The sequence below is a fragment of the Natronorubrum halalkaliphilum genome, assembly GCF_009834785.1.
Lineage (GTDB): Archaea > Halobacteriota > Halobacteria > Halobacteriales > Natrialbaceae > Natronorubrum > Natronorubrum halalkaliphilum.
In genome coordinates, this window is record NZ_WUYX01000024.1 from 49,629 (window position 1) to 75,490 (window position 25,862).

A 25,862-nucleotide genomic window follows, 5' to 3' on the forward strand; every position below is an offset into this window, starting at 1 on the left:
GCGCGACTACAGCGTGTCCACGTCGAGGATCATCACGACCTCGCCCTCGCCCAGCACCGATGCGCCGCTGATTCCGGGAGCGCCGCTCAGAACGCCTTCGAACGGTTTGATCACGACTTCCTCCTGCCCGATAACGTCAGAACACCGCAGATAGACCTGTCTGACGTCCTCTTTGATACGGACGACCATGTCGTCCTCGTCGGGTTCCGCGTCCGGGATGTCGAGTCGGTCGCCGAGCGAGAGGAGCGGATACACCTTGTTGTCGTGGGTGATCGTCGGTCGTCCTTCGACCGACTCGATGGAGACGTCCTCGAACTCGGAGATTTCGTCGATGTTCTTGATCGGAACGCCGTAGGTCTCGTCGCCCGCGGTAACGAACAGTACGCGAACGATGGCGACGCTGACGGGAAGCACCAGCGTGATGCTCGTCCCCTCGCCGGGTTCGCTTTCGACGTTGATCGAGCCGTCGACGCCGCGGACGACCTGATTGACCACGTCCATCCCGACGCCCCGTCCGCTGACCTCGGTCACCTCGTCCGTGGTCGAGAATCCGGGGTGGAAGATCAGGTCGTACACTTCGGAGTCGTCCAGAAGCGCGACCTCGTCTTCCTCCATGACGCCCTGTTCGATCGCTTTGTTCCGGATCTTTTCGACGTCGAGGCCGCCGCCGTCGTCTTTGACTGTGACGGAAACCCGGTCTCGATCGCGTTCGCCGATGAGTTTGATCGTTCCCTCGCGAGGTTTGCCCGCGGCCTCTCGCTCGTCGGGCGACTCGATCCCGTGATCGACCGCGTTCCGGATGAGGTGCATCAGCGGATCGCTCAACTCGTTCAGGATCGAGCGATCCATCTCGATGTCGACGCCCTCCATCTGGAAGTCGATCTCCTTGTCCTGTTCGCGAGCGAGGTCCCGAACGACCCGCGGGAAGTTCCCGACGATCTTCTTCAGCGGAACCAGCCGAATCTCCAGGACCGTATCCTGCAAACTCGCGGTGATCTTTCCGTGCTCCTCGAGTTCGTCTTCGGCCTCGACCAGTCCGCTACCCTCGATGATCTTCCGAAGCTTGATCCGGCTCGTGACCATCTCTTCGACCTGGTTGTACAGCTGATCGACCTGTTCGACGTCGACCCGGATCGACTCGACTTCCTTGCTGTTGTGGGTAACGTTCGACGTGCCGGTTCCGTTGCTGTCGTCTTCCTCCTCAGCGCCGTCGTCGGTCTGTTCGGCGACGATGTCGGCAGTCACCCGCTCGACGGTGACGCCGTCGACGTACCGATTCTCCTCGTAGAACGCCGTGATGTCGTCGCCGCTGACGGCCGCGTCGGTCGCGACGTACGCGTCGAAGCTTCCGTCGAAATCGAAGTCGTTAGACTCGAGACGCTCGTTTTCGGGAACGGTCTGAAGGAGGTCGTACTCGTCGCTGGTCGAATCGATGACGAACATCGCGTCGACCTGCGCCGAGCCCGTGTCCTCGAGTTCGAGACTGGCCCGGTAGACCTCCGTCTCGGGGTCTTCATCCTCGAGATCGACGGCGTCGGCGAGGGCGGTGATCGGGACGTCGCGGTCGGCTTCAGCCGCGTCGCCGTCGGTTCCGCTTTCGCCGTCGGAATCGCCCTCGTCGATCGAGGCGCGGATCGCCGCGATCGTGGCTTCCGGATCCGTCTCGGTATCCCCGTCCTCGGAGATTTCGTCGACCATCTGGGCCAGCAGGTCGACCCCGCTGAAGATGAGGTCCATTCGCTCGGGCGTGACCGCGAGCTCGCCGCCTCTGATACAGTCGAGCAGGTCCTCGATGGCGTGGGCCATGTTGCTCGCCGTCGTGTAGCCCATGACGCCGAAGTTGCCCTTGAGGTTGTGGGCCACCCGGAAGACCGTCTCGATGGCGTCGGAGCTTTCGGGATCCGGATCGTCCTCGAGATCGAGCAGGGCGTTGTTGAGCTTCTGGATGTCCTCCTGGCTCTCCTGGACGAAGGTGCTCGTCGCGTCGCTCATGCCGACCACCCCCGGAAGGCGTTCGTGATTCCCTCGGCGATCCGGTCCTTGGGCAAGACCATGTCGACGTCGACCTGCTCGGCGGCGACCTTCGGCATCCCGTAGACGCGAGAGGTCGCTTCGTCCTGAACGATCGCTTTCCCGCCGGCGTTCTTGATCGCGGCCAACCCGTCGGCGCCGTCGGCACCCATGCCCGTCATGATGACGCCGGTCAGATTACCGGTGACCGTCTCGGCTGCAGTTTCCATTGTTGGATCGATGGCCGGTCTGACGTTATGGCGTTTGGGGCCGTCGTCGTGAGCGACGGTGAGTCGGCCGTTGGTGAAATCGGTCACCAGCAGGTGTTGTCCCCCTTTCGCCAGAACGCCTTCTCCGGGGCCGACTGTGTCGCCGTCTCTGGCTTCTCGAAAGTCGTACGCGGTTCGTTCGTTGAGCCGTTTTGCAAAACGGTTCGTGTAGTGATCTGCCATGTGTTGTACTACCAAAATTCGCAATCCTGCTCGCGTCGGGAGTTCGGACAGCACCCGCTCGACGACTCGCGGGCCGCCGGTCGACGCGCCGATAACGAGCGTGGGTTCACACGGGAACTCGCTGCTGACGTCGATCGTCGTCGACCGATCGTCGTCGGGGCGGTCCGTCTCCATGTTCGTCACGTCGGCGTCTGCGACCGCCAGAACCCGATCGACGATCGTGTCCTTCTGCGTCCAGATGTCGACCGAGCCGTCCCCCGACGGCTTCGCGAGGAAGTCGACCGCACCGGCATCGAGCGCGTCGAACGTCGCGTCCGCGTTCCGGGTCGTCTGCGAACTGATAACGAGCATCGGAATCGGATGCTCGTCCATCACCCGCTCGATGACCTCGTGTCCGGTCAGTCCCGGCATCTGAATGTCGATGGTCGCGACGTCGGGGTCACACCGCTCGATGGCCTCGACCGCCTCGTGGCCGTCTTTGGCTCGAGCGACGACCTCGATCCCGCCCGCTTCGAGGATCTTCCCGAGGGTTTCGCGCATGACTGCGGAGTCGTCCGCGATGACAGCTCGGACCATCAGACGACGACGCCGTCCGTCGCGTTCTGTGTCGTGCTGTTCTCGACTGTCCCCGTGGCGCCGTCGGCACCGGCAGCGTCGACGATCGTGATAGCTGGATACATTGCGTTAGTCCTGGCAGCTGTCTCGAGTTCGTCGACGGCCGGGACATCGAGTCCGGGCGCCGTCTCGAGACCGACGACGGTGCCGCCTGTGGGTCTCCGGGTGGCCGTTGCCCGGTCTCCGGCGTCCGTCCCACCGGAGCCCGAGTCGGAAACCGCGATCCGAGAGACGTCGCGTCTCGGTTCGATAGTGTCGACGATCGATGCGTTCACTGCCATGGGACTGGATTGTGATGTTCGGCGCATAAAGCGTTCGGCCGACCGGGGGGTCGGTCGACGGTTCGACGGCGATCCGTACTCGCGGCGGGATCCGATATTGACAATCGACAGCGTGGCGTTCGCCGCATCGGAGCACACCCTGCGGAGCGTCCGATTTTGGCCGTGCGAGTTATGTAGGCGGAGTTGAAACGACTCATTCGAATGGCGGGATCTGCTCGGCTGTGTGTGACAAATCAGAAAGGAGGCGTCGGCAAGACGACCGTCGCGATCAATCTGGCAGGGGCGTTGAACGAACTCGGTCGAGACGTGCTCTTCGTCGATCTCGACCCGCAGGGCAACGCGACCGAAGGGCTCGGCATGCTCGAGACCTACGACGCCGAGCCGCCGTCGCTTCTCGACGCGCTCGTCGATCCGGCGGCCGTCGATCCCGAGGAGATCATCTATCGACACGCAGAGATGGACGTCGTCCCGGGGAACGTCGACATGAACGCGGCGGAGTCGACCCTGGTGCAGGAACCCGACGGTGAAACCCGCCTCGACGCGGTACTGGAGCGCCTCGAGGCCGACTACGAGTTCGTTATCGTCGACTGTCCGCCGCATCTCGGACTGCTCACCGACAACGCCCTGTACGCGACCGAAAACCTCGTGATTCCGGCGCTCGCCGAACCGACCAGCAAGCGATCGCTCGAACTGCTGTTCGACTACGTCGGCGCACTCGAGATGGATCACGATATCGAGATCGAGCCGCGTGCACTCGTCGCCAACCGCATCGGGAACACTCGGCAAGCGACGGAGATGCTCGAGTGGTTCGACGACGCCTTGCCGGACGTTCCCCTGTACCGCATCCGAAAGCGGGTCGCGCTCCAGCGAGCGTTCGCCGAGGGGAAGTCGGTCTTCGCAGTCGAGGAAGAGACGGATATGGACGAGGTATTTCTTACAATGGCCGAAACGCTAGCCGATCAGTTCAGTAACCGGGAGGTACCGGCATGACGGACGACAGAGCGCGACGGATTCGCGATATCCGAAAGCGATCGACGGGCGGGGGAGAAGACGATGGCCACTCGGCCGATGAGGCCGACGCTGCCGACTCCAACTCGAGCGACGCCGAGGAGTCGTCGCCGGCCGAGCCGGAAACAGCCGACGTCGAGGATGTCGAGGACGCCGACGAAGCCAGTTCGGACGACGAGTCCACCGACGGGGCGACGGATAACGACGGAGCGGCAAACGGGCGAGACGACGCGCAGCCGTCGGATTCGGGCCACCCGTCGACCCAGGACGTCTCCGAGTCAGCTGCCGGCGCCGCCGACGATACGGGCGTCGATACCGACGCATCCGGCGAGACCGTCTCCTACGACGAAACGGAGGCCACGGCGGAAATGACTGCACCACCTGCCCAACAGCCTGCCGGAACTGATTCCGACGGGCAACCGACCCGAGCAGCCGAAGCGACCGGGTCCCCGCAGGCTGCCGGCAACCAGGGGACGACCGAATCGGCGCTGGGCGGGGCGATCGCCAGCTCGTCGGCGACGCCGATGGTCGAAGACGTCGGCCAAGAGCCCACGGTCGACGCCTCGGCGATGCTCGAGGATACGGACGGCTACGGCGACGCGGCCGTCGGCCGGGAGAACGCAGTGTTCGAGCAGGGGAACTCGCTGATCCACTCAGCGCACGAGGACGAGAACACGGTCCAGATGCTCGAGTTCTTCCTCAACGAGAACCGCTACGCGATCGAAATCGACCGGATCAGCGCGATCGTCGAGATGAAAGACATCACTCGCTTCCCCCGCGGACCGGACGCGATCGACGGCGTGACCGATCTCCGCGGCGAGATCACGGGTGTCCTCGATCCGACGACCATGCTAGACGTCGAGCACAACGAACTGACCGACGATCAGTACATCGTCGTGCTCACGCGGGACGACGACAAGCAGAAGCTCGGCATCCGCGTCTCGGACGTCTCCCAGGCCGTAACCTACCGCGACTCCCAGATCGACGAAACCGGCAGCGTGATGGACGCCGCCGGAAGCCACCAGCACGAGTGCGTCAAGGGCATCATCAAGAAAACCGCCGACGACCAGACTAGGCTCGTCGCGTGGCTGGATATCGACCAGCTCATCGAGAACACGGGTTAGGCCGGTCGCTCGAGTTCGAACGGCGATCGATGATTGCGGCCGGGTATTTCCGAGGATTCCTTCCGAATCCACGCTTCCGAGAACGCCCCATATGACTGTTGTGGCCGGGGTGAACCGTACGGTACCGAATCTGCAAAAACACTTATTTAGCTGACGTCCGGTTTCACGACTATGGCCAGCACCGACGGTGGAGCGTCTCGTCTCGAGATCGCTCGCACCCGGTCCATCGGGACCGTCGAGACGCTGGAGCGGTCCGAGGTGGGCCTCCGGGGGCGAGTACCGGAATACGGGAGGTCGACGACGTCGAATCGATCGCCGGGTGCACCGAACCGGGAACGGAACTGATCGACGAAATCGAACGCACCGTCCGTTGGATCCCGACGGGCGGACATCGAGACGAACACAACGAGACCAAGAACACTATGGCAACAACGAACCAACCCACGACCGACACCGAAACCAGCGCACACGTACTCGAGTTCGACCTCGGGGAGAATCGCTACTGCGTCGATATCGGCTACGTCGCCGAAATCGTCAACACCGACGAACTGACGGCGATTCCGAACACGCTGGAACACGTCGAGGGCGTCATGGATCTGCGCGGCGAAACGACCAAAATCGTCAATCTCCGGACGATCTTCGGCGAGAGCGAATCGGCCGAACTCGGGAATCGAATTATCGTCTTCAAGCGCAAACGCGGCTCCGAAGAGCGGATCGGCTGGCTCGCCGACGAGGTCCACCAGGTTCGTAAGCTGCAGACGGAGGCGGTCGACACTTCCGTCGAGGGCACGGGAATCGCGGGTATCGTCCGACAGGACGACGAGTTCGTCCTCTGGATCGATCCGACCGACGTTCGAGTCTGAGACGGCCAGCTATTCGTCGGGTCTGCCCTACCCGTATACCGGGGCGACCGCGAGGGGCCTTGCGATCGCACAGGCACTAATGTACAGTCGACCGTATCGGACCATCTCGAACGGCACTATCGGTTTTCGTGTGAGGTAATCTTCCGCACAGCCCCGTCTCAGGAGAGCGACGAGTGATTTCGCGTAGCCAACAGATATATGACCGGATCCGACAAATGCGGGGATAATGACTACCCAGAGGGGCGGCCACAAAGTCGAGGCTGCCGATCGAAGACAGGTAGACGGACGCGAACTGACTGACGAACTCGGCGTCGATCGCCAGGAGATCGAGTGGCGCAAGGAGTTCACCGAATTCGGTCCCGACGACGTCGAACGGCTCGAGTCCATGGCACCGCTGTTCGATGACATCGCCGACGATCTGGTTGCGGAGTTCTACGATCACCTCCAATCGTTCTCGGAGTCGAACGCGATTCTCGACTCGTCCTCGAAACAGATCGAGGCGCTCGAGCGCACTCAGTACGAGTATCTCACGACGCTCGGCAGCGGCGAGTACGACCGGCAGTACTTCGACCGACGCGCCCGGGTCGGCAAGATCCACGATATGCTCGATCTTGGGCCGAAGTTCTACCTCGGCAGTTACGCGAACTACTACGACGGCATTCTCTCTGCGATCGCCGCCGACGGCCAATCGGAACTCGCGGCGTCGACGGTCGACGTCGGGACAGATTCGTCCGCGACGCGGACCGGCACCGAACTCGAGCACGGTGGCGACGACGCCGAATCCGTCGCGACCGAGGGGAGTCGAGCGCCCACGGCCGAGTTCGAGTCCGAGTCCGAGAGCGGGAGCGAGAGCAAGGAAGAGGAACTCGTCTCCCTCGCCGATGCCCAGGCAGTTATCGACGACGTCGTCGAGCGCTCGCTGTCGGCGCTCAAACTGCTGAACCTCGATCAGCAGATCGCGATGGAGACGTACATCCACGCCTACTCGGACATCGAAACGGAACTCGAGCGCCGACGGGAGGTCTCGGAGAACGTCCAGAGCTCGGTCACGGAGCTGCGGGACAGTTCCGAATCGGTCTCGGAACGCTCCGACGAGATCAGCGATCTCGCGGACGACCAGTCCGAAGCGATGGGCGAGATCTCGAGTGAAGTGGCCGGGCTGTCGGCGACGGTCGAGGAGATCGCCTCCAACGCGGAAGAGGTTAGCGCGACCAGCGAACAGGCCGAAACGATCGCCGGCGACACGACGACGACGGCCGAGGAAGCCATCGACAAGATGGAGGCCGTCGAGGCGGCGGCCGACGAGGTGACCGAGGACGTCGAGGCCCTCCGGGAGAACGTCCAACAGATCGACGAGATCGTCGACGTGATCAACGATATCGCCGACCAGACGAATCTGCTCGCGTTGAACGCCTCGATCGAGGCCGCGACCGCCGGCGAGGCCGGCGACGGGTTCGCCGTCGTCGCGAACGAAGTCAAATCGCTGGCCGAAGAGTCCCAGGAGGAGGCGACCAACATCGAGCGAATGGTCGACCAGATCCAGGACGATACCCGGGAAACCGTCGACAGTCTCGAGACCGCAAACGGCGAGATCTCGGCCGGCGTCGATCTGGTCGAGGAGACCGTCGACAACTTAGAGCGGATCGAGGAGTCGATCCAGGAGGCGAGCACCGGAATCCAGGAGGTGGCGATGGCGACCGACGATCAGGCCGCAAGCACCGAGGAGGTCGCGAGCATGACCGACACCGCGATGGATCAATCTCAGGAAGTCGCCAGGGAGATCGCGGCGATCGTCGAGAGCAACGAACAGGTCGACGAGTTGATCGACGAGATCGAGAACGAAGTCCGACGGCTCTCCGGAAACAGCGCTGCGCGATAACGACGAGCAGTCGGATACGGATATAGATACGGAGACGAACGGAAACACGAACGCGGACGCAGTACGCGTCCTCCAGCCTACAGCCGCTCTTCGTCGAGTCGCCGAAAAAACGGACTCGAGTCCGTCTCAATCCGCCGTCGTGACACCGGAAACGCCGGCGCCGGATCCGTCAACGGATTCCGTCGTCGCGTGTGAACGGTCGATCGTCGAGACGGCGGCGTCCTCGAGTGCGGCCTCGCTTCGGAGCAAGATCGCACCGAAGCCCGCCAGCCAGACGAGATCGAGATACGTCGCGATCGTCTGCCCAACGAAGGCGTCGGTGAAGTTGAGGTTCTGCTCGGAGAGCATCCCGGTGATGATGAGCCCGATGAACACCAGCAGCGAGAGATTCTTCAACTTCCCGTACAGGAGGGTTCGCTCGCCGCTGACCGCCGTCGCTTCTCGAGCGAGCGGACCGACCAGGACGTAGATCATGCCGAGCAGCGCCGCGAAGATCGCCACCGAGACGACGGTGCCGGCGATCCCGCTGAGAACCCAACTCGCCATCGTGGCCCAAAGACAGGTCAGGATGGTCCCGAGCAACGCGAGCGTGTAGCGGCGGTCGGCGTCGGTAGTCACCTCCAGTACGTAACAGACCGCCGCCCACGCGATCGAATAGCCGATAAACCGGGCGACGGATTCCGTTCGACCGCTCGTGGTGACGGTCAGCAGTTCCGCAGCCATCAGCAGGTAGGCGCCGCTCATGGCACCGCAGGCGACGACGACGGCATAGCCGTAGTATCGACAGGCGTCGGAGAGGCGCCGGGTCCACAGCAGAAACCCGATCGCCATGGCCGCGAGAATCGCGCCCGTCGCCGCGAACACGGTCGTGTTCTCGATCATCCTCAGTCGTCACCCGCGATTCCGGCCGGTTTCGGGGCCGATTTCGTCTCGAGCGTGAACGTCTCAACGAGTTCGTTCAGGCGTTGTGCCTGCTCGTCGAGTTCGCTCGCCGTCGTGGACACCGCTTCGGTCGTCGCGGTCGTCTCCTCGGAGGCGGCCGCGACCTGCTCGGTCTGGCTGCTCGTCTCCGCCGAGACGCTGGTCACGTCGTCGACGATCGTCGCCAGTTCCTGTGCGGAACTCGCCTGATCGTCAGCCGTCTGCGTGATCTCCTGTACGCTGGCGTCCATCTGATCGGCTTCGGCACTGATCGTATCGAGTTGGGACTGCAACTCGTCGACGCGCTCGGCGGTCGTTTTGATGCTCGAGTCGACGTCGGTGATCTCGTCCGCGGTCGTCTCCGTCCGGGAGCGGATCGATTCCAGCGTGCCCTCGATCTCGTCGACGGCGTCCATCGTCTCCTCGGCGAGGGACTTGATCTCGTTGGCGACGACGGCGAATCCGTCGCCGGCCTCGCCGGCGGTCGCGGCCTCGATCGAGGCGTTCAACGCGAGCAGGTTCGTCTGATCGGCGATGTTGTCGATAAGGGTGATGACCTCGCCGATCTGTGCCGCCTCGTGGTTGAGTTCTTCGACCGTATCGACGACGCTATCGGTCGTCTCGACCAGCGAGTCGATGTTGTCCGCCGCGTCGGCCGCCGCGTCCTCGCCGTCGTCTGCGAGAGACGCCATCTCCGTCGATTGGGTCGCGATTTCGGACGTCGTGGCGGCGACTTCCTCGGTCGCCGCGGACAGATCGCTGACCTCGCTCGCCGCGATCTCGAGGTCGTCCGTCTGGCTCGCCGCTCCGTCGGCGATCTCCTGGATCGACTCGGAGACTTCTTGGCTGGCCGAGCGGATCTGTTGGCTCGAGCCCTGCAACTCTCCCGACATCTCGTCGACCGTGTCGGTCGCATCCTGTACTTCCGAGATGACGTCCCCGATTCGGTCGAGCATTTCGTTGAACGACCGAGCGATCGCTCGCATCGCCTCGTCGTCGACCTGCGGATCGAGGCGCTGTCCGAGGTTGCCGTCAGCGCAGTCGTCCATCACTGCGGAGAAGCGTTGTGCCTCCTCGACCAGCCGTTCGTTTCGCCGCTCGGACTCCCGCTGCAGTTCCTGAATCTGCTCGCGTTCTTCTTCGAGCTGTTCGGCCTGCTGTTCGGCGTCTCGCTGTGCGGCCTCGGCGCGTTCCTGTTCGGCCTCGACCTCCTTGAGGGTCGTCTCGAGCGAGGCACGCATCGCATCGACCGAGCCGTACAGTGCGCCGACCTCGTCCATTCGATCCGTCTCGAGATCGACGTCGAAATCGCCGTCGCCGATCTGTTCCGCCTTGTCCCCGAGTTGTCGAAGCGAGAGGGCGACGTTCCCCCCGAGGACGATTCCGACGAGACCGAGATTGACCGAGAACACGACCAGCAGCCCCGTCAACGAAGCGATGGCCCGATTCTCGAGTGCCTCCGCTGGCCCGGAGACGACGTGGAGCCCGAACAGCGCTCCGAATCCGACCGTGACCGCGACGACACAGCCCAACGCGACGCCGATTTTCAGACTATACTGTCTCCGAATACGTTTCGGCACCAGTGATTCGATTTGCATTCCGTATATTACCTTTCCGCGACCGCAGAGTCCGTTATCCGGCGATCGCTATCTACTGAAAGGTCACAACGCAGCACATATAGTCGTTATTGCCATCTGCCACCGTCCGCTCCACGGGAGGGGGCGAGTACCGTTGATTCATACGGATTGCTGTAACGATTTGCCGACGCAACCGCGACCCGGGCGGCGGTTGCGCCGGAAATGACGTACAGTAAACCGGCTCAGTCCGCCGCGTCGAGGCCGGAGCCGTCGGCGTCGGCCTCGCCGGTATCGACCAGTTCGGAGAAGAGTTCCGTCGACGCAGCCGTCTGTTCGAGCGCTGTCCCGCTCCGAAGAACGAGGCCGCCGAAGCCGGCCAGCAAGACGACGTCGATGTACGTCGCCGCCACCTGCCCGACGAAGCCGTCGGTCAGTGCGAGGTTCTGCTGTGAGATGAGACCGAGGACGATCAGCCCGAACCACGCGAGCAAGACGAGGTTTTTCAGTTTGTCGTACAGGAGGAGTCGCTCGCCGCTTACCGACGCCGCCGTCCGCGCGACCGGGCCGAGGAGTAGGTAGACGAGACCGACGAACGCCGCGAGGGTCCCCACCGAGGCGAGGGTCGCACCCGTCTCGCCCAGAACCCAGCCCGCAAAGGTCGTCCAGAGCGTCAGCATACTACACGCGAACAGTGCGAGGGTGTACCGTCGTCCCGCGTCGGAGACGGCCCCCAGAACGTAGCTGATCGTCGCCCAGACGATCGAGTAGCCGAGAAAACGCGCCACCGACTCCTCGGTTCCCGACGTACTGACGGTCAACAGCTCCAGCGACATGATCAAGTAGGTTCCGCTCATGGCGCCGGCGGCGAGTGTAGCCGCGTAGCCGTAGCGCCGACGGCTCGTCGGCACGCGTCGCGTCCAGAGCAAGAATACAAGCGCCAGCACGCCGAGCACGACGGCCGAGACCGCGAGAACGGTCGATTGCTCGATCATCGCCGGCCCTCCGTCGCTCGAGCGAACGAGTCCGGACTGCCGCGACTCTCGAGAGTCCGTTCGCCGGTGTGACCCTGGTCACGAGGGTCCGTCCCCGCCGTGTCTCGGAGACGAATCGATCGTGTAGCTGCTCGGTTCCACTGGTGGCCGCGAATTCGGTTCGGTTTCAATGATTTCGATTGCATCGTGTATCGCTGGCTCCCTGAGCCCTGCTTACGACTACGTTCTGTGGAGCACACATAACGATTGTTGCCAACCCACAGATCCACACGCCACGAGATCTCGGACTTCGTGTGCCATCGGCGCGTACGGTCTCGCTATACGTCGTCGGTCTGTAACTCTCCGACCCGATCGATGAGTCCCTGAATCGTCCGCTCTTGCTGATTCGTCGCGGTGACGATCCGGTTCGTCGCCGTCTCGGTTCGGTCCGACCGATCGCGAACGGTCTCGAGGGTCGACGTCAACTCCTCGATCGTCGCCGCCTGATCGTCCGTGACGCGAGCGACCTCGGAAACCCCCTGTGCGGCCTCGTCCACGGAATCGGAGATTTCCTCGAGCGAGGCCAGAACGGACTCGATCTGCTCGTCGGCGTGGTCGATCCGCCTGCGAGAGCGTTCGGCCGCATCGGTCGTCTCTTCGGACTGAGCCTGTAGCTCGTCGAGATTCTCGGTTATCGCTTCGGTGTGATCGCGCGTCTCCTCGGCGAGTTTCTTGACGTGATCGGCGACGACGGCGAACCCGTCGCCGCTCTCGCCGGCCCGTGCAGCCTCGATGTTCGCGTTGAGCGCGAGCAGGTTCGTCTCGTCGGCGACGTCGTCGATGATCTCGACGACCGCCTCGATCTCGTCCATCTTCGCCGAGAGTTCCGTGACGCTCCCGACGAGTTCCGTGCCGATATCGACGACCTCCTCGGTGGCTTCGCGCGCGTCCTCGCCGGCATCGAGTCCCTGTTCGGCCGCGTCGCTGGCAGCACTCGCCGCCGTATCGACCTCGTTGGACTTCGCGGCGACCTCTTCCATCCCCGCGGCGAACGACTGCATCTCGGTGACGGAATCCTCGAGAAGGGCGTGTTGCTCGTCGACGTTCTCGGAGATTTCGTCCGCCGCGTCGTTGGCTTCTACCACGGCCTCGTCCATCCGTGCGGCCTGCTCGCTGACGCGACCGGTAAGCGTCTCGAGGCTCTCCGCCATCTCGTTGACGGCGTCGACGACGGAGATCAGGTCCGCATCGACGGATCGGAACTCGTCGGTTCGCTCTGCTCGAGCGGTGAGATCGCCGTCGCTGATCTCGTTTGCGGTCGTTCGGAGTTCCTCGACGAGCGAGACCGTCGCATCGCGCTCCTCGACCATGTCGGTCCGGTCGACGACAACTTCGACGACGCCGATCAGTTCGTCCCCGTCGTAAAGCGGCGTTGCGGAGAAATCGATATGTTTCCGGTCGCCGTGACGGTCGACCATCGTACTGGTGTCGCCGTAGCGGTTCCGCGCCGCATCCCGGCGCTCGACCCCGTGTTTGGTGTGCGTGGTCTCGGGCGCTTCCAGGACCTTGTCCGCGAGAGTGTCGGCGCGGCGGCCGTCCGGATAGAATAGCTCCGAGACGTGCTCGTGACCGATCGCTTCCGCCCGCTCGACGCCGGTGAGTTCGACGATCGCCGCGTTCCACTCCGCGATAGTGCCGTCGGCGTCGAGAACGAACGTCGGGAGGCCGGTCCCGTCGAACAGTTGCCGGTAGCCGGCCCGCACGAGCGTGCCAGCCTCGTCCCGGTCGGGTCGCTCTCGTTCCCGGCGTCGACCCTGCTCCCCATCGGACCGAACAGTATCGGGCGAGCCGTCTTCTCGAGGCGCGTCGGGACCGACCGACGCCCTCTCGTCGTCGGTCGTGACCCCGCCGTCGGTCACCTCGCGTGCGGTCGCCCGCCGAGAAGCGTGGTAATCGCTCTCACTATTTTCGTCCATACTCGTTTTCACAGAACCAGCGCTCTAAAACCTGATGGCTGTTGACGCCGAAACGGTGGCTGGGCGGCCGAAAATCGATCGACCCGAGCGGAACCGGTCACACCGCCACGGATTCCCGTCACCAGCCCATCAAGCGTTCCGATATGAGGCCGCAACCTTATTTACCGTGCAACAGCAGGAAGAGACGTGAGAGTACTGTGACCGGCGACAATTCGTTCTCCACCCTCCTGGAGTATATGGAAGACGAGCTGGGCTTTGCGACCAGCCACTACAACGACAGCTACCTCGATCGGCGCATCACGGCGCGGCTCCGCCGGACGAAGTGCGACGACTACGACGAATACTTCGAGCTTCTGCGGTCCGATTCGGCGGAACAACAGGCCCTGCTCGATTCGATGAGCATCAACGTGACCGGCTTTTTCCGGAACCCCGACGTCTGGGACGGCATTCGAGACGTGCTCCGGACGCTCTCGGAAACCGAGCGCCGCGTCAAGATCTGGAGCGCAGCCTGTGCGGACGGTCGAGAGCCGTACTCGCTGTCGATGCTCGTCCACGACGATCCGCGGATCGACGCGTCGTCAGTTCAGATTTTGGCGACGGACATCAGCGAAGACGCACTCGAGATCGCACGAGAGGGGGTCTACCAGGACTCGCGAACGACCGACCTCGAGGACGAACTCGAGTTCCTCCCGAACTTCCGGGAGTACGTCGACCACGATACGAACGAAAACACGTTTCGGGTCCGCGATACGGTCAAGAAACCGGTTTCCTTCGAACGCCACGACCTCATCAGCGGCGATCCCAAGTCCGGGTTCAACCTCGTTACCTGCCGAAATCTGTTCATCTACATCGACACCGAGTACAAACGATCGATGCTCGAGACCATCGCCGACTCGCTCCACCGCGATGGCTACCTCGTTATCGGCAAGAGCGAAACGCTCCCGCCGGCGCTCAAATCGACGTTCGACGCGACCGACAACCGACATCGGATCTACCGGCGAGCGTAATCGCCTCGCAACAACTTCTTCGTCCAGCAGTTTGGCGGTCGTCAGCACCGAGGCGTTGCGGTGTCCGTCTCGCTCGAGTGAGGGGTGGTCGTCGCGGTCGTTGCGTCGTCGCGATCGTTCGAGCGGATCGGGCCGCCGGGCCGAACGCTGGAACGAAGATACGACTGCCGGCGATAATTCGACGCGCAAAGGCCGATCCCACCGCGACAGTCTCGCGGCCATTTATTTTATAACGGCTGGCTCATAGAGCAATACACGGAATCGCTTTTGTTATCAGATAGGAAATCAATTTATACTCATACGGTTGTAAAGCTTGTGGCCGTTCCGCGAATGGCGACGGCTAACCACCAGCCGGCAGAGGGACAGACTGAACCTCGAGGCAGCCGATCCTGGGCCGCACAGACGTTGTGTAGATTTTGGATCGGATTCTAGCTGTTTTCGACGCGTCGGTATCAGCCCAGTCTTCGAATACCGGTCCACCACCGAGCGCTCGCGGGAAGCCGATACCCAGGCCCGCCGCCAACGGCACCTCCAGCGGCCCGTTTATCCCAGTCGGGGATGTCATTATCTTGGTCAATATAATTAAGTAATCTGAGTGTATTGCACCGTTCATGGACGTACTGATCACGGACGATTCCGGCTTCATGAGGGACCTCCTCCGGGAAATCCTCGAAGAAGACCACACGATCGTGGGTGAAGCCGAAAACGGCGTCGAAGCCGTCGAACTCTATCAGGAAGAGCAGCCGGATATCGTATTCATGGATATCGTGATGCCGATCAAAGACGGCATCGAAGCAACCGACGAAATCACCGACATGGACGCCAACGCGAAGGTGGTCATGTGTACCAGCGTCGAGCAGGCAGAGCAGATGAAAGACTCGATCAAGGCCGGTGCCGAGGGATACATCACGAAGCCCTTCCAGAAGGAAAGCGTCCTCGAGGAACTCAACAGCATCGCGGCCGGGTAATCCACCATGGAAATAGACATTCGCGAGCTCGAGACCTACCAGGAGCTCGCTCACGACGGGGCCCAATCCGCCGCCCGGTCCCTCTCACAACTCACCGGGATCAGTACGCACGTACAGGTGACGAACGTCTCGCTGATGTCCTCGTCGGACCTCCAGTACGAGTTTATCGGCAACGAGTTCGCCGGCGTCAACATCGATCTGACCGGCGAGATCTCGGGCGAGGTCGTCCTCGCGTTCGACGAGCAGGGCCGACGGGCGATCACCGACACGCTCGTCCCGGCCGACGATCCCGAGAAGAAAAAGAGCAGCATCGAGGAAGTCGGCAACATCATGTCCAGCGGCTTCGTCGACGGCTGGGCGAACTACCTGAACGCGAAGATCAAGAGCTCGCCGCCGGCGTATATCGAAGGGACCGGCACCGACGTCCTCCCCAAATCCGCGACCCAGGAGGACAACTACCTGTTCGTCTTCCGCAGTCGCGTCGAGGCGACCCAGGACGGCGTCAGCGAACCCATCGACTTCCGGATTCTGCTCGTCCCCGACTCGAGTTCGCTCGAGAAGGCCTTCGAGCCCAAGACCGACGACATCGTCTCGGTGGAGAAGCTCAAGGTCTTCAACGACATGACGAAGGAGGGTGCGGAGAAGGCCGCGACGAACATCACGTCGATGACCGGCATCGACACGACCGTCGAGATCAGCCGGCTGACGCTGGTTCCGATCGAGGATATTCCGACGGAGGTCGGCAACAAGCGCTACGTCGGCACCGTGATGCCCTTCGACGGGAAGTTCAGCGGTAACCTCGTGATCCTGTTCGACCAGCCATCGGGCCGGGCGGTCGTTGACTCGCTCGTTCCGATGGAGACCGACGAGCAGTGGGGCTCCGTCGAACAGGGCGCGCTGAAAGAACTCGGCAACATCATGACCAGCGGCTTCGTCGACGGCTGGGCGAACGTGTTAAACGCCGAAATCAAGCACGAACCGCCACAGTTCGTCGCCGACACGGGCTCCTCGATCGTGTCGCCGATCACCGCCCAGATCGCGGAGACCGACGATCACGCGTTCATGCTCGACTCGAACATCCAGACCAACAGCGACCAGGTCTTTACCTGCCAGATGCTCGCGTTACCGCGCCGCGACGAACTCGAGCAGGCGCTGGACGATCTGCTCATCGAGAACTCGAACAACACCCGCGTCGATCCCGCCGAACTGTTTGACCGATAACAGTTCCGGAGAGCCGAACGCACTCGACGCTCGATTACGCGTTCACGTCTTCGATCCGCTGGCTGACGATGATCCGCCCTTTCGACGTCAGCGAAATGCCGTTCCCGTTCTCGACGACCAGCTTCTTGTTTTTCACCGAGTTCAACACGTTCGTCACGTACGCCGGATCGCCGTCGAGCATGTTGGTGAAATCGATGTCGCCGCCGGTCGCGTGAACCCCGACCAGCACGCGCTTTTCGGGGTTGGTCAACTCGATGTCCGCGACCTCCTCGCGGAGTTCGTCGAACTCGAGGCGGAGAAACCGACCGAGGAGGTTGACGTACTGGCTCTTCGACGGCGAGATGAGCGACGTCTTCGTCAGCCCGGAGTCGGTGTCGATGTACTTGACGACCAGCGTGACGCGGTCGTCGCGGTCGCCGATCTTGTTGGAGCGCTTGATTCGCATCACGGTATCCACGTCGAAGCTGAACGTCCCGTTCTTCGTGCTGACTTCGATCCGCCGGTTCTTGATCCGAAGCGTTCCGGGAACGACGGGAGTGTCCTTGACTCGGCCGCCGACCCGGGCGGGATGTTTCACGCCGACTTTTCGACCGTTTAGCAGACAGCGGAACAGAATCGCGACGAACGTCTCGACCGTCTCACCCGTGCTCTCGATCACCGCACTCCGCGTGCCGTTCTCCGCGTTGTAGCCGACCGTCACCGTATCGTCGAAGAACTGTTTGACGTGGTTCGGAACGCTGCCGACGTTGACGTCGATAACCGTCGAGAGCGGAATCGTCGTTTTGTCCTCGCTCGAGGCGAGTACGAGCCGCCGTTTCGTCATGATAATTCGCCCCGTGACCGGCCTTGACTGGGCGTCCTCCCCCTCGTTGAGAACGAAACGGCCGGTAAAATCGGCGACGACATCTTCGGTCATACCGTCCCTTACTGAATGAATTATCTTAGCTTTTTACACGACGCGCCGACCGCTGATTCGATCGCGCGCTCGTTCCGTAGCTCGGTGCGAACACCGAAAAAGTCACATTTGCGCTAGTCCGGGCGCGTCACGTGGAACGGTAGCCCCTCGACGCCGTCGCGCTGGAAGGAGTCGATCGTATCGTTCACCTCGTGGTACTCGAGGATGTTCTCCTGGATCATCCGCTCGATGATGTCGGCCCGGAACCGCAGGTCGTCGTAGATGTCGCGGGTCTCCGCGTAGCCAAGCAGCGTTGCGATCTGCTCTTCTAACACGTAGGAGTTGTTCATCCCCTGGAAGACGATTTCGTCCTCGACGGGATCCCAGTAGAAGACCTGTCGGGTCACGACCCCGTCCATCTGGTCGGAGTAGCCTTCGATCTCCTGGACGCTCGTGACGCGACGCAACACATCGTCGCCCTGCTTGACGCGGTTCTGGAACAGCGCCACGTCGGCGTTGTCCATGAACGTCTCGGGGACGTTGATCGGATCGCCGGTAAAGCGCTGAATCATCGAGACGATGTCGCTCGCGTGGAAGGTCAGCATGACGGGGTGGCCCGTCTGGGCCGCCTGGAACGCCATCCGTCCCTCCTCACCACGAACCTCACCCACGACGATGTATTCGGGGCGAGAACGCAACGCGGCCTCGACCAGTTTGAACATGTCGACGTCGACGCTGTCTTCGCTCTGGCTCTCGCGGGTCAACAGCTGTTGCCACGTGTCGTGGGGCGGCAACACCTCGGCCGTGTCCTCCGCCGTGTAGATCTTCGAGTCGCGAGGGATGAACGACATAATACTGTTCAGCGTCGTCGTCTTCCCGGACGCCGTCTCCCCGACGACGAACACCGTTCGTTCGTTCTCGAGACAGAGCCAAAGGTAGGCCGCGAGTTCGGGCGAGAGCGTCCCCCAGTTCGTAATCTGGGCGACCGACAGGGGAACTTCAGTCCCCTGACGAATGGTGAGGCTGGGGCCTTTCACGCTCACGTCGTCGCTGTAGATGACGTTCAGACGCGAGCCGTCGGGCAGCGTCGAGTCGACGATCGGCTCGGCGTCGGTCATCGGATTGCCGATCCGCTCGCCCATGTTGCTGAGCCACCGATCGAACTCCTCGTGGGTCCCGAAGTCGACCGTCGTCTCGACCATCCCGTAGACGCCGTGATCGACGTAGCACTCGTTGGGGCCGATCACGTGAATGTCCTCGTTCTCCGGGTCGCGCATAACCGGCTCGAGCGGGCCGAGACCGACGATATCGCGATTCAGTCGGTAGCGAATGTTCTCGTAGGTCTCCTGGGGAACTTCCTGGATACCGGGGTGGAACCGGATCTTGAGTCGATCGAGGAAATCGCTCGAGTCGTCGCCTTTGATGTGTGTCGTCTCATTGAGAAGCTCCTCGATCCGGTCGTCGTACTCCGCGTCCTTGTCCGGCGCTTTCTTGCTCGCACTGCGGCGCAACAGCGAGTCCTTGACGGTCGCGAAGACGTCCTGTTCTTCCTCGGAGAGCGTCGGTTCGACGGCGAAGTACTGCATTTTCGTTCCGACGTCGCCGTAGATGTGGCTGTAAATCGGGCCGCCGACCGGGTACAGTACGTTCGGATGGGCTACTTCGTGCTCTGCGCTCGGCTCGTCGACTAATTTCGGAAACTCGCCGGTGATCTGTCTGAACTTCTTGAGATGCTCGCGAAGGTGCGGTCGCCGAGCCGCCAGCTCCTGGAGTTCGTCCGACGGCTTCGGCGTTCCCATTTCCGTCATGCGTCCGTCACCGTGTTAGGCAACACTCCGGTTTTCGATCACGATTCCCGTGCCCGATCGGACCGAGTATCCGATCCGGTCACCGACCTGTTCGCCCATTCCGGCGAATCGCTTGATGAACAGCTGCCGGCGAATGTCGTTGCCGACCTCGATCATCTCGAGTTCCATGAACACGTCGGCGATCGACCGGAACGGACCGATCGCTTCCTCGCCGACGGTCGACGGATCGACGGTCAGCACGACGATCTTCCCCTGGGAGATGACGTCCCGCAGGAACGAGATGATCTCGAGGGCGGCCTGTCGCTCGTCGTTCTGTCTGACCAGGGCCTCGAACTTCGGATCGTTGCGCAGTATGGCGTCGAAGGTGTCGATGATGATGACGTCCGCCGACCAGATCGTGTCCGAATCCATCAGATCCGTCAACAGCTCCTGGCGGCTCTGTTGTTCGTCCGTCGAGGAGAGGACGCCGCCGCTGTCCAGGTCGCCGTGCAGAAACAACAGATCCTCGAACAGCAGATGCTCTTCGACGTTGTAGTTCAGCGAGTCCATCTGATCGACGAACCCCTTTACCTCGAGTTCCGTCGAGAGGAAGGTGACCGATTTGCCGGTCGAACAGAGGCCGTAGGCAAACCGCTGTGAGAGCGCGCTCTTGCCGGCCCCGTAGTCGCCTTCCATCAGTACGATACTGCCGGTCGGGATACCGCCGCCGAGTTCTTTGTTCAGTCGGTCACGGTCGTCTAACCCGATAGAGAAAATATTTTTAAATTGGCTCATATGTTACCTCTCTTGTCCGTCGTCGTCCGGAGCGAGCAGCAACTGGATCTGCTCGATCTGCCAGCCGTCCATGTCGGTCGCGCTGTCGGAAACGACCAACGGTTTCGCGTACTCGTCCCGCTCGCCGCTCTCGTAGACGTTCCGCGTACTGCACAGCCGCGCACCCGACTCCGAGAGCACGATGTCGGTGTCCACCCAGATCATCTGGCCGCCGTCCGCGTTGACCTCCTGGTCGGCCAACTCGGGCTGGGTTCGGGAGTCGTCGGTCTCGCGCTGCTGGCGCTCGTCTTCGGCCTCGTCGATAAGGATCGTTTGCGCGCTGTTGCCGTCCATCTCCGTATCGCTTTCCTCGTCCGACTCCCGGCCGTCGGGCTGTTCGTCCCAGGAGTCCTCGGTGATCGAGTCGCCGACGGACTCGGCATCGGCTTCGGCATCGGCATCGACGACGGGCAGCTCATCGGCTTCGTCCCGATCGAGATCCTCGTCGCCGACCGACTCGGTGTACGAGAGCTCCTCGCCCGCCTCGAGCGGCAGGTCGTCCCCATCCTGGCCGGTAATTTCCACCTGTTCGGTCCCCGCTTCGTCTTCCATGGCAGCCCACTCCTCGAACGAGCGGCGCTTCTTCGCCGGCGTCGCGATCTGACTGATCCACCACAGGCTCCGCTTGTGATCGACGCCGAGCGAGGACCGCGGCTCGGGCTCGCCGATATCGGGGCCGCCGCCGAACCCGTTCAGTCGCGTTTGCAAGTGTTCTTCGACCGATCGGCTCACCCACTGGATCGACCCGTAGAACCGGATCGTGCGCGAGGCGCCGTTTACGCCGGCCTCTTCGACGAGGTATTCGACCCAGTCCATCACGACGAACTCGGTGTTGTACTCCGACGGAATCGTCTCCAGGTACGGCCGCCCACCGTCGTCCCACGGCTGTGCGGTCTCGTCGGTCGTCCCGTCTCCCGTTTGGTCTTCGATCTCTAGCTCGGCCCCCGCCGCCGCATCGGTTTCGGCGTCGTCGGTCTCGAACTCGAGGTCGTCGCCGTCGTCCGGCGTCTCCTCGAATTCCACGTCGTTCTCGGCGTCGGCATCGTCGATACCGATCTCGGCGTCATTGGTATCGTCGTCGTCGAACGCTTCGGTGACGGCGTCGTCCTCGTCGTCCGCCTCGTCCGTCTCGTCGCTCTCCCAGTTGGCCTCGCCGGAATCGTACTCGGACTTTAGTTCGTCGAACGAAAGGTCGTCACCGGCGTCGTCTGACTCTGAATCGGAATCCATGCTCATAGTGTCCTCCATGTCGCCGTCCAGCGGGTCGCCAGCGTCGGACTCGCCGTCCAGATCGTCGAAATCGTCGTCCTCGTCCTCGCCCTCGCCGTCGATGATGCTTTCGTCGAGAAAGTCCTCCGCCTCGGCGCTCGCGATATCGTCGTCGATCGCTTCGTCTTCGGCCTCGGTACCGTCGCCGTCGAACAGGCTCTCTCCGCCGAAGTTTCCACTACCGGCAGCGTCGCCGCCACCGCCGCCACCGCCGAACGTGTCGCTCAACGAGTCGCCCTCGACGAACGGGTTGACACCCTGAGTCACCATCTCGTAGACCTCAAGGAGCTTGCGGATGTTCTCCTCGATGTCATCCAGCGACTCGCCGATCTTCTCGTTCTCGCTCTGGACCGTGTTGACCGTCGACGCGAGGGAGCCGACCTCGTTTTCCATCTCGTCGACGCGGGCTTCGATTTCGCTCGAGACGCCGCCGTCGTCGGCGTCCATGCCCTCCATCTCGTCCATCCCGCCCATGCCGTCGATCGACATCTCGCCGTCCATCTGCCCGTCGTCGAGGAAATCGTCGTCGCCGCCGCCGGCGTCACCGCCGAACAGATCGTCGTCGTCCATCTCACCGCCGGTAGTCGTCTTTCCGGGTAGCAGTTCGTCGTCGCCCATGCTCCCGGAGAGATCACCACCCATCAACTCATCACCGCTGTTCTCGGAGCCGCTACTACCGTTGGCGTCGTCTCCGAGTATGTTTCCAATTATGGATAATAGCATGGTGAACGTGTCATTCTAGCCGCGTCTCGCGTTCTCTCGTAGCCCGGCGCGCCGACCGTCGCACTGGCCCACCGATAGTTGCCTCTCCGTTCCGGGCGGCTACGAGTCGTCATTCAAGAATGCTATGACAAGCTACGTATTAAGTAATTATGGCCGCCGGACCGCAACTCGGCAAATATCTCCTGGTTTTCGGCGTCGGGGCCCCGTCAGTATCGACCGACAGCCTTGTGCGGCCGCTGGACCGACTGAGACATCCGTTGCGCACGAGGCCGGCGCTCGCTCCACACCGGTAGGAGGACGCGCCCTCGCAGTCCGCCCGACCGCCCGCTCCGACGGACCGCCGACCGGCGATTCGGATGCGGATCGAGCGTCGGGTGGCGGGCGGTCGGCGTCCCGGTGCGAGTTGCAGGAATGTTGGTCAAACAAAGGGTTCTTCTTGATCGGGGTTGAAGCGTTCCCCACGAACTGGCCATGACAGATAGTAACGGGGAGGGTGACCCCAAAGAAAACGCGGACGTTCCGCCCGTGCTTCCGTCAGAACAGCCGTCGAAAGGCGAGGGCGGCGTCCTCTCGCCGGAAGACCTCGACATCAGCGAGAGCCCGTACGTCGCCGAGGTGTCCGACGGTCGGTACGTCGTCTCCGCGGACCACAGCGCGCCGACGGTTCCGGACGACGCCGACGCGACGACACAGTCCGAGTCCCGACAGAGTCACGAGTCAGGCGCGTCCGCCGAGTCAAGCGAGGCAACGGCGTCGAACGCGGCGAGCGAGAACGAAGGGCGTCCCGAAGCGGACGACGAGAGCGCGGACGACGAGACAGCGGCCACCGACGACGACGCCGAAGCGGACGCTGCGAGCGCGGCCACCGCCCCGGCGACGCCCCGGTCGGCCGATACCGACGCGCCGAGCGTTCCACCCAGTCCCGAACTCGCTCGCTCGGTTCTCGCGGACGAACTCGAGCGGTCGAACGCCCGGCTGGCCGTCGACATCGTCTCCCAGTTCGGCGATGATACCATCCGCCACCGAACCGCCTCCGACGACGTCGTCAGGACCTTCGACAATCTCGTGCTCTGGTACGCACAGAACGTCGCCCGAAGCACGCCGACCACGCGCACCGCGTCACTTCTGTTCGCGAAATCCGAGTTCACCCCCACGCTGGCCTCCTCTCGGGTCCGCGAAGCCGCGGCCAAACACGGCCTCGACGAATCCAGCACGATCGAGGAGTTGCTCGAGGCGCTGGACTGAGACCGTTTTCACGGTGTGTCTTTCGAGAACGGGCGTTTCTATCCGGCAGTCGAACAGTCAGTTTGAACCCGGGGAGACCGGTGGCGGTGACGACCGAGAACGACCTCGAGCGACCGCGACTGCGAACTGAGCGATAGCGCGGGCTCGAGACTGCTGTCGGTGTGGTACGAGCGAAGCGATTCGTGTGGTCGGTGATCGGTGATCGGTGACCGCCCGGCCGATCACGCGCCGTTCAAGAAGATGACCGCGGCCATGAAAAACGAGAGCAGTATCGAGATGCCGAACAGGATGATTCCGCTCTGGATCGACGTAATTCCGCGCGACGCGAGCAGCAATCGAGGATGTTGCCCTTCCATACTGAGTGTCTCTGCCCGTGAATTGCGGGTCGGCTATGATCCGTCTTTCGGCCGTTCGCTCACAGGTCGATGGAGATGAGCGCGTCGATCAACCGTTCCGTGATCGTGCCGGTGATCGCGCCGAGCCAGAGCAGCGCCGTGAAGTGGACGTAGGAGTTCCCGAAGTGGCCGCCATCGGCCACGCGGAGCAACAGCGAGGAGATGAGCGCGTTGAAGATCAGCGCGACCACGAGCAGGAACCGAAGCACGAGCACGTTGTACTGGTCGGTGTGGATCAGCGTGCTCCCGAGGGCCGGCCCCGCTTGCTCGCCCATGTCGATATCGAAACTCGAGAGCATCACGGCCAGTTCCAGGCCGATGAAGAACGCGAACGCCGACGCGACGGTGATCCCGTAGACGACGCCGACGAGCGTCGTCGTCTGCTGTCGGCGCTCCTCGCGTAGGTTGATGATCTCGCTCATGTTCTTGCTGATGACCTCGCCGAGCCGTTTCGGACCGCCGCCCATCTCCCGGCCGACCAGGTACATCTCGCTGAACTTCTGGATCAGGAAGGTGTTCGTGTCTTCGGTGAAGTAGCGCCAGGACTTCTCGGTGCTCAAGCGCATGTTCAGCCGCCGGTAGAGGTCGTTGATGTTCTCGGTCAGCGGGCCGAAGTCCTGGGACCGCAGCGTCGCGAGCACCTCGGAGGTCGTGCTCTGTTTCGCGCTCTCGCTCGTCCCGAGCGCGCGGATGAAGTTCGGGAACGCGCGGTCGCGGTCGAACGCCCGGCGCTCTTCGTACATGAACACGGCGCCCGGGATCAACAGCGGCGCGGTCGCGATCGGCATGTACAACAACAGCGGGATCGACTTGACCGGAATCACCGACGAGCCGGGAACCAGTTCGAAAAAGATCAACGTCATCGCGACGACGACGAACACGCTGAGGGCCACGCCGACGATCGTCGAGCCGATCAGGCGACGCTTCGTCTTCGTGCGAAGCCCGTCCTCGAGATACCAGACGGGGTCGTCAGGGACGACCGCGCGGATGACGAAGAAGAAGCCGATCTGGACGAACACGAAGAGGATGATCACGACGCTGACCGTCAGCGTCGGGTTGTCGCCCGTCAGCAGCGGGAGGACGATCGCGAACACCAGCGCGAACGTCATCGAGATGATCATCGACAGGTACAGATCCTTCAGGACGTCGAGGTTCCCCAGCGACTGCTTGTACGCCGTCGAGTACTGCTCGATCAGGACCTCCTGTTCCTGGTGGAGGAACTCGCCGAGCCCCTGCCCGGCACCGAGCGTGTACGCCATGCGTTCGAACAGGTCCGACACCGACTCGCTGGGAACCTCCTTCGCCCGTCGACGGCAGGCGTCGCCGAGACTCAGGTGCCAGACGTCGACCAGGTCGACGACGCGCTGCGTTTCGGCCGCCAGTTCGCCGTACTCCTCCTCTTTGGCGAGCTGGCGGAGGACTTCCATCCGATCGATGTTCGTCATCGCCAGCACCGTCATGTGGATCACGTAGAGATGGAACCGGTTTTCCATCTCGATCCGACGACTGTCGAGTGCGATCCGGGGGTAGCCGACCGCGGCCACGAAGATCAGCAGGCCGAACACCGGAATCAGGAGCCGGACGAACAGAAAGACGTCCGCGACGACCGCGGCGACGATCGTCACGACGAAAATCAGAAACGACGGGACGAGGACGCCGAGAACGTAGAGCCGCGCGGGGAGTTCGATCTCTTCGTAGGACCGAACGAGGGATTTGCTGAGGTCGCCTAGAGCCGCAGTATTATCGGCAATACCCATGATGTCTCTGTCGCTCTCCGCCGGGACCGCCCGTTTCGGACGCTCCCCGATACATGCGAGTTACGTCGACCTGCTCAGCATACA

Annotated in this window: 21 protein-coding genes; 8 read left to right on the forward strand and 13 right to left on the reverse strand. The window is 62.6% G+C overall.

What is annotated here, in order from left to right:
- Window positions 1–6: 6 nt before the first annotated feature.
- Genes cheA through GS429_RS06830 form a run of 3 tightly spaced genes read right to left on the reverse strand, consistent with a single transcriptional unit; the run spans window position 7 to window position 3,358 of the window.
- Window positions 7–2,001 carry a chemotaxis protein CheA gene (gene cheA / locus GS429_RS06820; protein ID WP_328821278.1) on the reverse strand — a complete coding sequence of 665 codons (1,995 nt, stop codon included), beginning with the start codon at window positions 1,999–2,001 and terminating at the stop codon, window positions 7–9.
- The gene (gene cheB / locus GS429_RS06825; RefSeq protein ID WP_160063965.1) at window positions 1,989–3,038 is read right to left on the reverse strand and encodes a chemotaxis-specific protein-glutamate methyltransferase CheB; all 1,050 of its coding nucleotides are present in this window, start codon (window positions 3,036–3,038) and stop codon (window positions 1,989–1,991) included. The genes cheA and cheB overlap by 13 nt, the downstream gene beginning before the upstream one ends.
- Entirely contained in the window at window positions 3,038–3,358 is a 321-nt protein-coding gene (locus tag GS429_RS06830) for a hypothetical protein (protein ID WP_160063967.1), read from the reverse strand. The genes cheB and GS429_RS06830 overlap by 1 nt, the downstream gene beginning before the upstream one ends.
- Window positions 3,359–3,559: 201 nt before the next feature.
- Between GS429_RS06830 and GS429_RS06835 the strand changes: the two genes are divergently transcribed.
- The 4 genes from GS429_RS06835 (at window position 3,560) to GS429_RS06850 (ending at window position 8,232) form a co-directional block, all read left to right on the forward strand.
- Entirely contained in the window at window positions 3,560–4,348 is a 789-nt protein-coding gene (locus GS429_RS06835; protein WP_160063969.1) for a ParA family protein, read from the forward strand.
- A complete protein-coding gene (locus tag GS429_RS06840) occupies window positions 4,345–5,490 on the forward strand; it encodes a chemotaxis protein CheW (protein WP_160063971.1) in 1,146 nt (381 codons plus the stop codon). Before GS429_RS06835 ends, GS429_RS06840 begins: the two co-directional genes overlap by 4 nt.
- A gap of 422 nt (window positions 5,491–5,912) precedes the next feature.
- Window positions 5,913–6,353, forward strand: coding sequence for a chemotaxis protein CheW (locus GS429_RS06845; RefSeq protein ID WP_160063973.1), 441 nt, complete (start codon window positions 5,913–5,915; stop codon window positions 6,351–6,353).
- A gap of 226 nt (window positions 6,354–6,579) precedes the next feature.
- Window positions 6,580–8,232, forward strand: coding sequence for a globin-coupled sensor protein (locus tag GS429_RS06850; protein ID WP_160063975.1), 1,653 nt, complete (start codon window positions 6,580–6,582; stop codon window positions 8,230–8,232).
- Window positions 8,233–8,358: 126 nt separating this feature from the next.
- Here GS429_RS06850 and GS429_RS06855 read toward each other — a convergent pair whose 3' ends face one another.
- The 4 genes from GS429_RS06855 to GS429_RS06870 form a co-directional block, all read right to left on the reverse strand.
- Window positions 8,359–9,114: a bacteriorhodopsin gene (locus GS429_RS06855; protein WP_160063977.1), complete on the reverse strand. Its 756-nt coding sequence runs from the start codon at window positions 9,112–9,114 to the stop codon at window positions 8,359–8,361.
- Between the two features lie 2 nt (window positions 9,115–9,116).
- Window positions 9,117–10,751, reverse strand: a complete 1,635-nt coding sequence (locus GS429_RS06860) for a methyl-accepting chemotaxis protein (RefSeq protein ID WP_160063979.1) — start codon at window positions 10,749–10,751, stop codon at window positions 9,117–9,119.
- 221 nt (window positions 10,752–10,972) lie between these two features.
- A complete protein-coding gene (locus GS429_RS06865) occupies window positions 10,973–11,722 on the reverse strand; it encodes a bacteriorhodopsin (protein WP_160063981.1) in 750 nt (249 codons plus the stop codon).
- Window positions 11,723–12,039: 317 nt separating this feature from the next.
- The gene (locus GS429_RS06870) at window positions 12,040–13,677 is read right to left on the reverse strand and encodes a methyl-accepting chemotaxis protein (RefSeq protein ID WP_160063983.1); all 1,638 of its coding nucleotides are present in this window, start codon (window positions 13,675–13,677) and stop codon (window positions 12,040–12,042) included.
- A gap of 197 nt (window positions 13,678–13,874) precedes the next feature.
- Here GS429_RS06870 and GS429_RS06875 point away from each other — a divergent pair, with 197 nt between their 5' ends.
- The 3 genes from GS429_RS06875 (at window position 13,875) to GS429_RS06885 (ending at window position 16,873) form a co-directional block, all read left to right on the forward strand.
- Complete coding sequence (locus GS429_RS06875; RefSeq protein ID WP_328821279.1) at window positions 13,875–14,684, forward strand: CheR family methyltransferase; 810 nt, start codon at window positions 13,875–13,877, stop codon at window positions 14,682–14,684.
- 611 nt (window positions 14,685–15,295) lie between these two features.
- Window positions 15,296–15,652 (forward strand): chemotaxis protein CheY, encoded by a 357-nt coding sequence (gene cheY / locus GS429_RS06880; protein WP_160063987.1) that lies wholly within the window; start codon window positions 15,296–15,298, stop codon window positions 15,650–15,652.
- Window positions 15,653–15,658: 6 nt separating this feature from the next.
- A complete protein-coding gene (locus GS429_RS06885; RefSeq protein WP_160063989.1) occupies window positions 15,659–16,873 on the forward strand; it encodes a chemotaxis protein CheC in 1,215 nt (404 codons plus the stop codon).
- Window positions 16,874–16,907: 34 nt separating this feature from the next.
- Here GS429_RS06885 and GS429_RS06890 read toward each other — a convergent pair whose 3' ends face one another.
- The 4 genes from GS429_RS06890 to GS429_RS06905 all read right to left on the reverse strand — a co-directional run bounded on the left by GS429_RS06890 (window position 16,908) and on the right by GS429_RS06905 (window position 22,300).
- Entirely contained in the window at window positions 16,908–17,789 is an 882-nt protein-coding gene (locus GS429_RS06890) for a CheF family chemotaxis protein (protein WP_160063991.1), read from the reverse strand.
- Window positions 17,790–17,902: 113 nt separating this feature from the next.
- On the reverse strand, window positions 17,903–19,576 hold the full coding sequence (locus GS429_RS06895; protein WP_160063993.1) for a type II/IV secretion system ATPase subunit: 1,674 nt from the start codon (window positions 19,574–19,576) through the stop codon (window positions 17,903–17,905).
- Between the two features lie 15 nt (window positions 19,577–19,591).
- Entirely contained in the window at window positions 19,592–20,350 is a 759-nt protein-coding gene (gene arlH / locus GS429_RS06900) for an archaellum protein ArlH (RefSeq protein ID WP_160063995.1), read from the reverse strand.
- Window positions 20,351–20,353: 3 nt separating this feature from the next.
- Window positions 20,354–22,300, reverse strand: coding sequence for a FlaD/FlaE family flagellar protein (locus GS429_RS06905; RefSeq protein WP_328821280.1), 1,947 nt, complete (start codon window positions 22,298–22,300; stop codon window positions 20,354–20,356).
- Window positions 22,301–22,852: 552 nt separating this feature from the next.
- Here GS429_RS06905 and GS429_RS06910 point away from each other — a divergent pair.
- A complete protein-coding gene (locus GS429_RS06910) occupies window positions 22,853–23,626 on the forward strand; it encodes a DUF7500 family protein (protein WP_160063999.1) in 774 nt (257 codons plus the stop codon).
- Between the two features lie 221 nt (window positions 23,627–23,847).
- Here GS429_RS06910 and GS429_RS22370 read toward each other — a convergent pair whose 3' ends face one another.
- Together GS429_RS22370 and flaJ are read right to left on the reverse strand one after the other, a co-directional pair.
- Window positions 23,848–23,982: a hypothetical protein gene (locus tag GS429_RS22370; protein WP_268892274.1), complete on the reverse strand. Its 135-nt coding sequence runs from the start codon at window positions 23,980–23,982 to the stop codon at window positions 23,848–23,850.
- Window positions 23,983–24,041: 59 nt separating this feature from the next.
- Window positions 24,042–25,778, reverse strand: coding sequence for an archaellar assembly protein FlaJ (gene flaJ / locus GS429_RS06915; RefSeq protein WP_160064001.1), 1,737 nt, complete (start codon window positions 25,776–25,778; stop codon window positions 24,042–24,044).
- Window positions 25,779–25,862 lie beyond the last annotated feature (84 nt).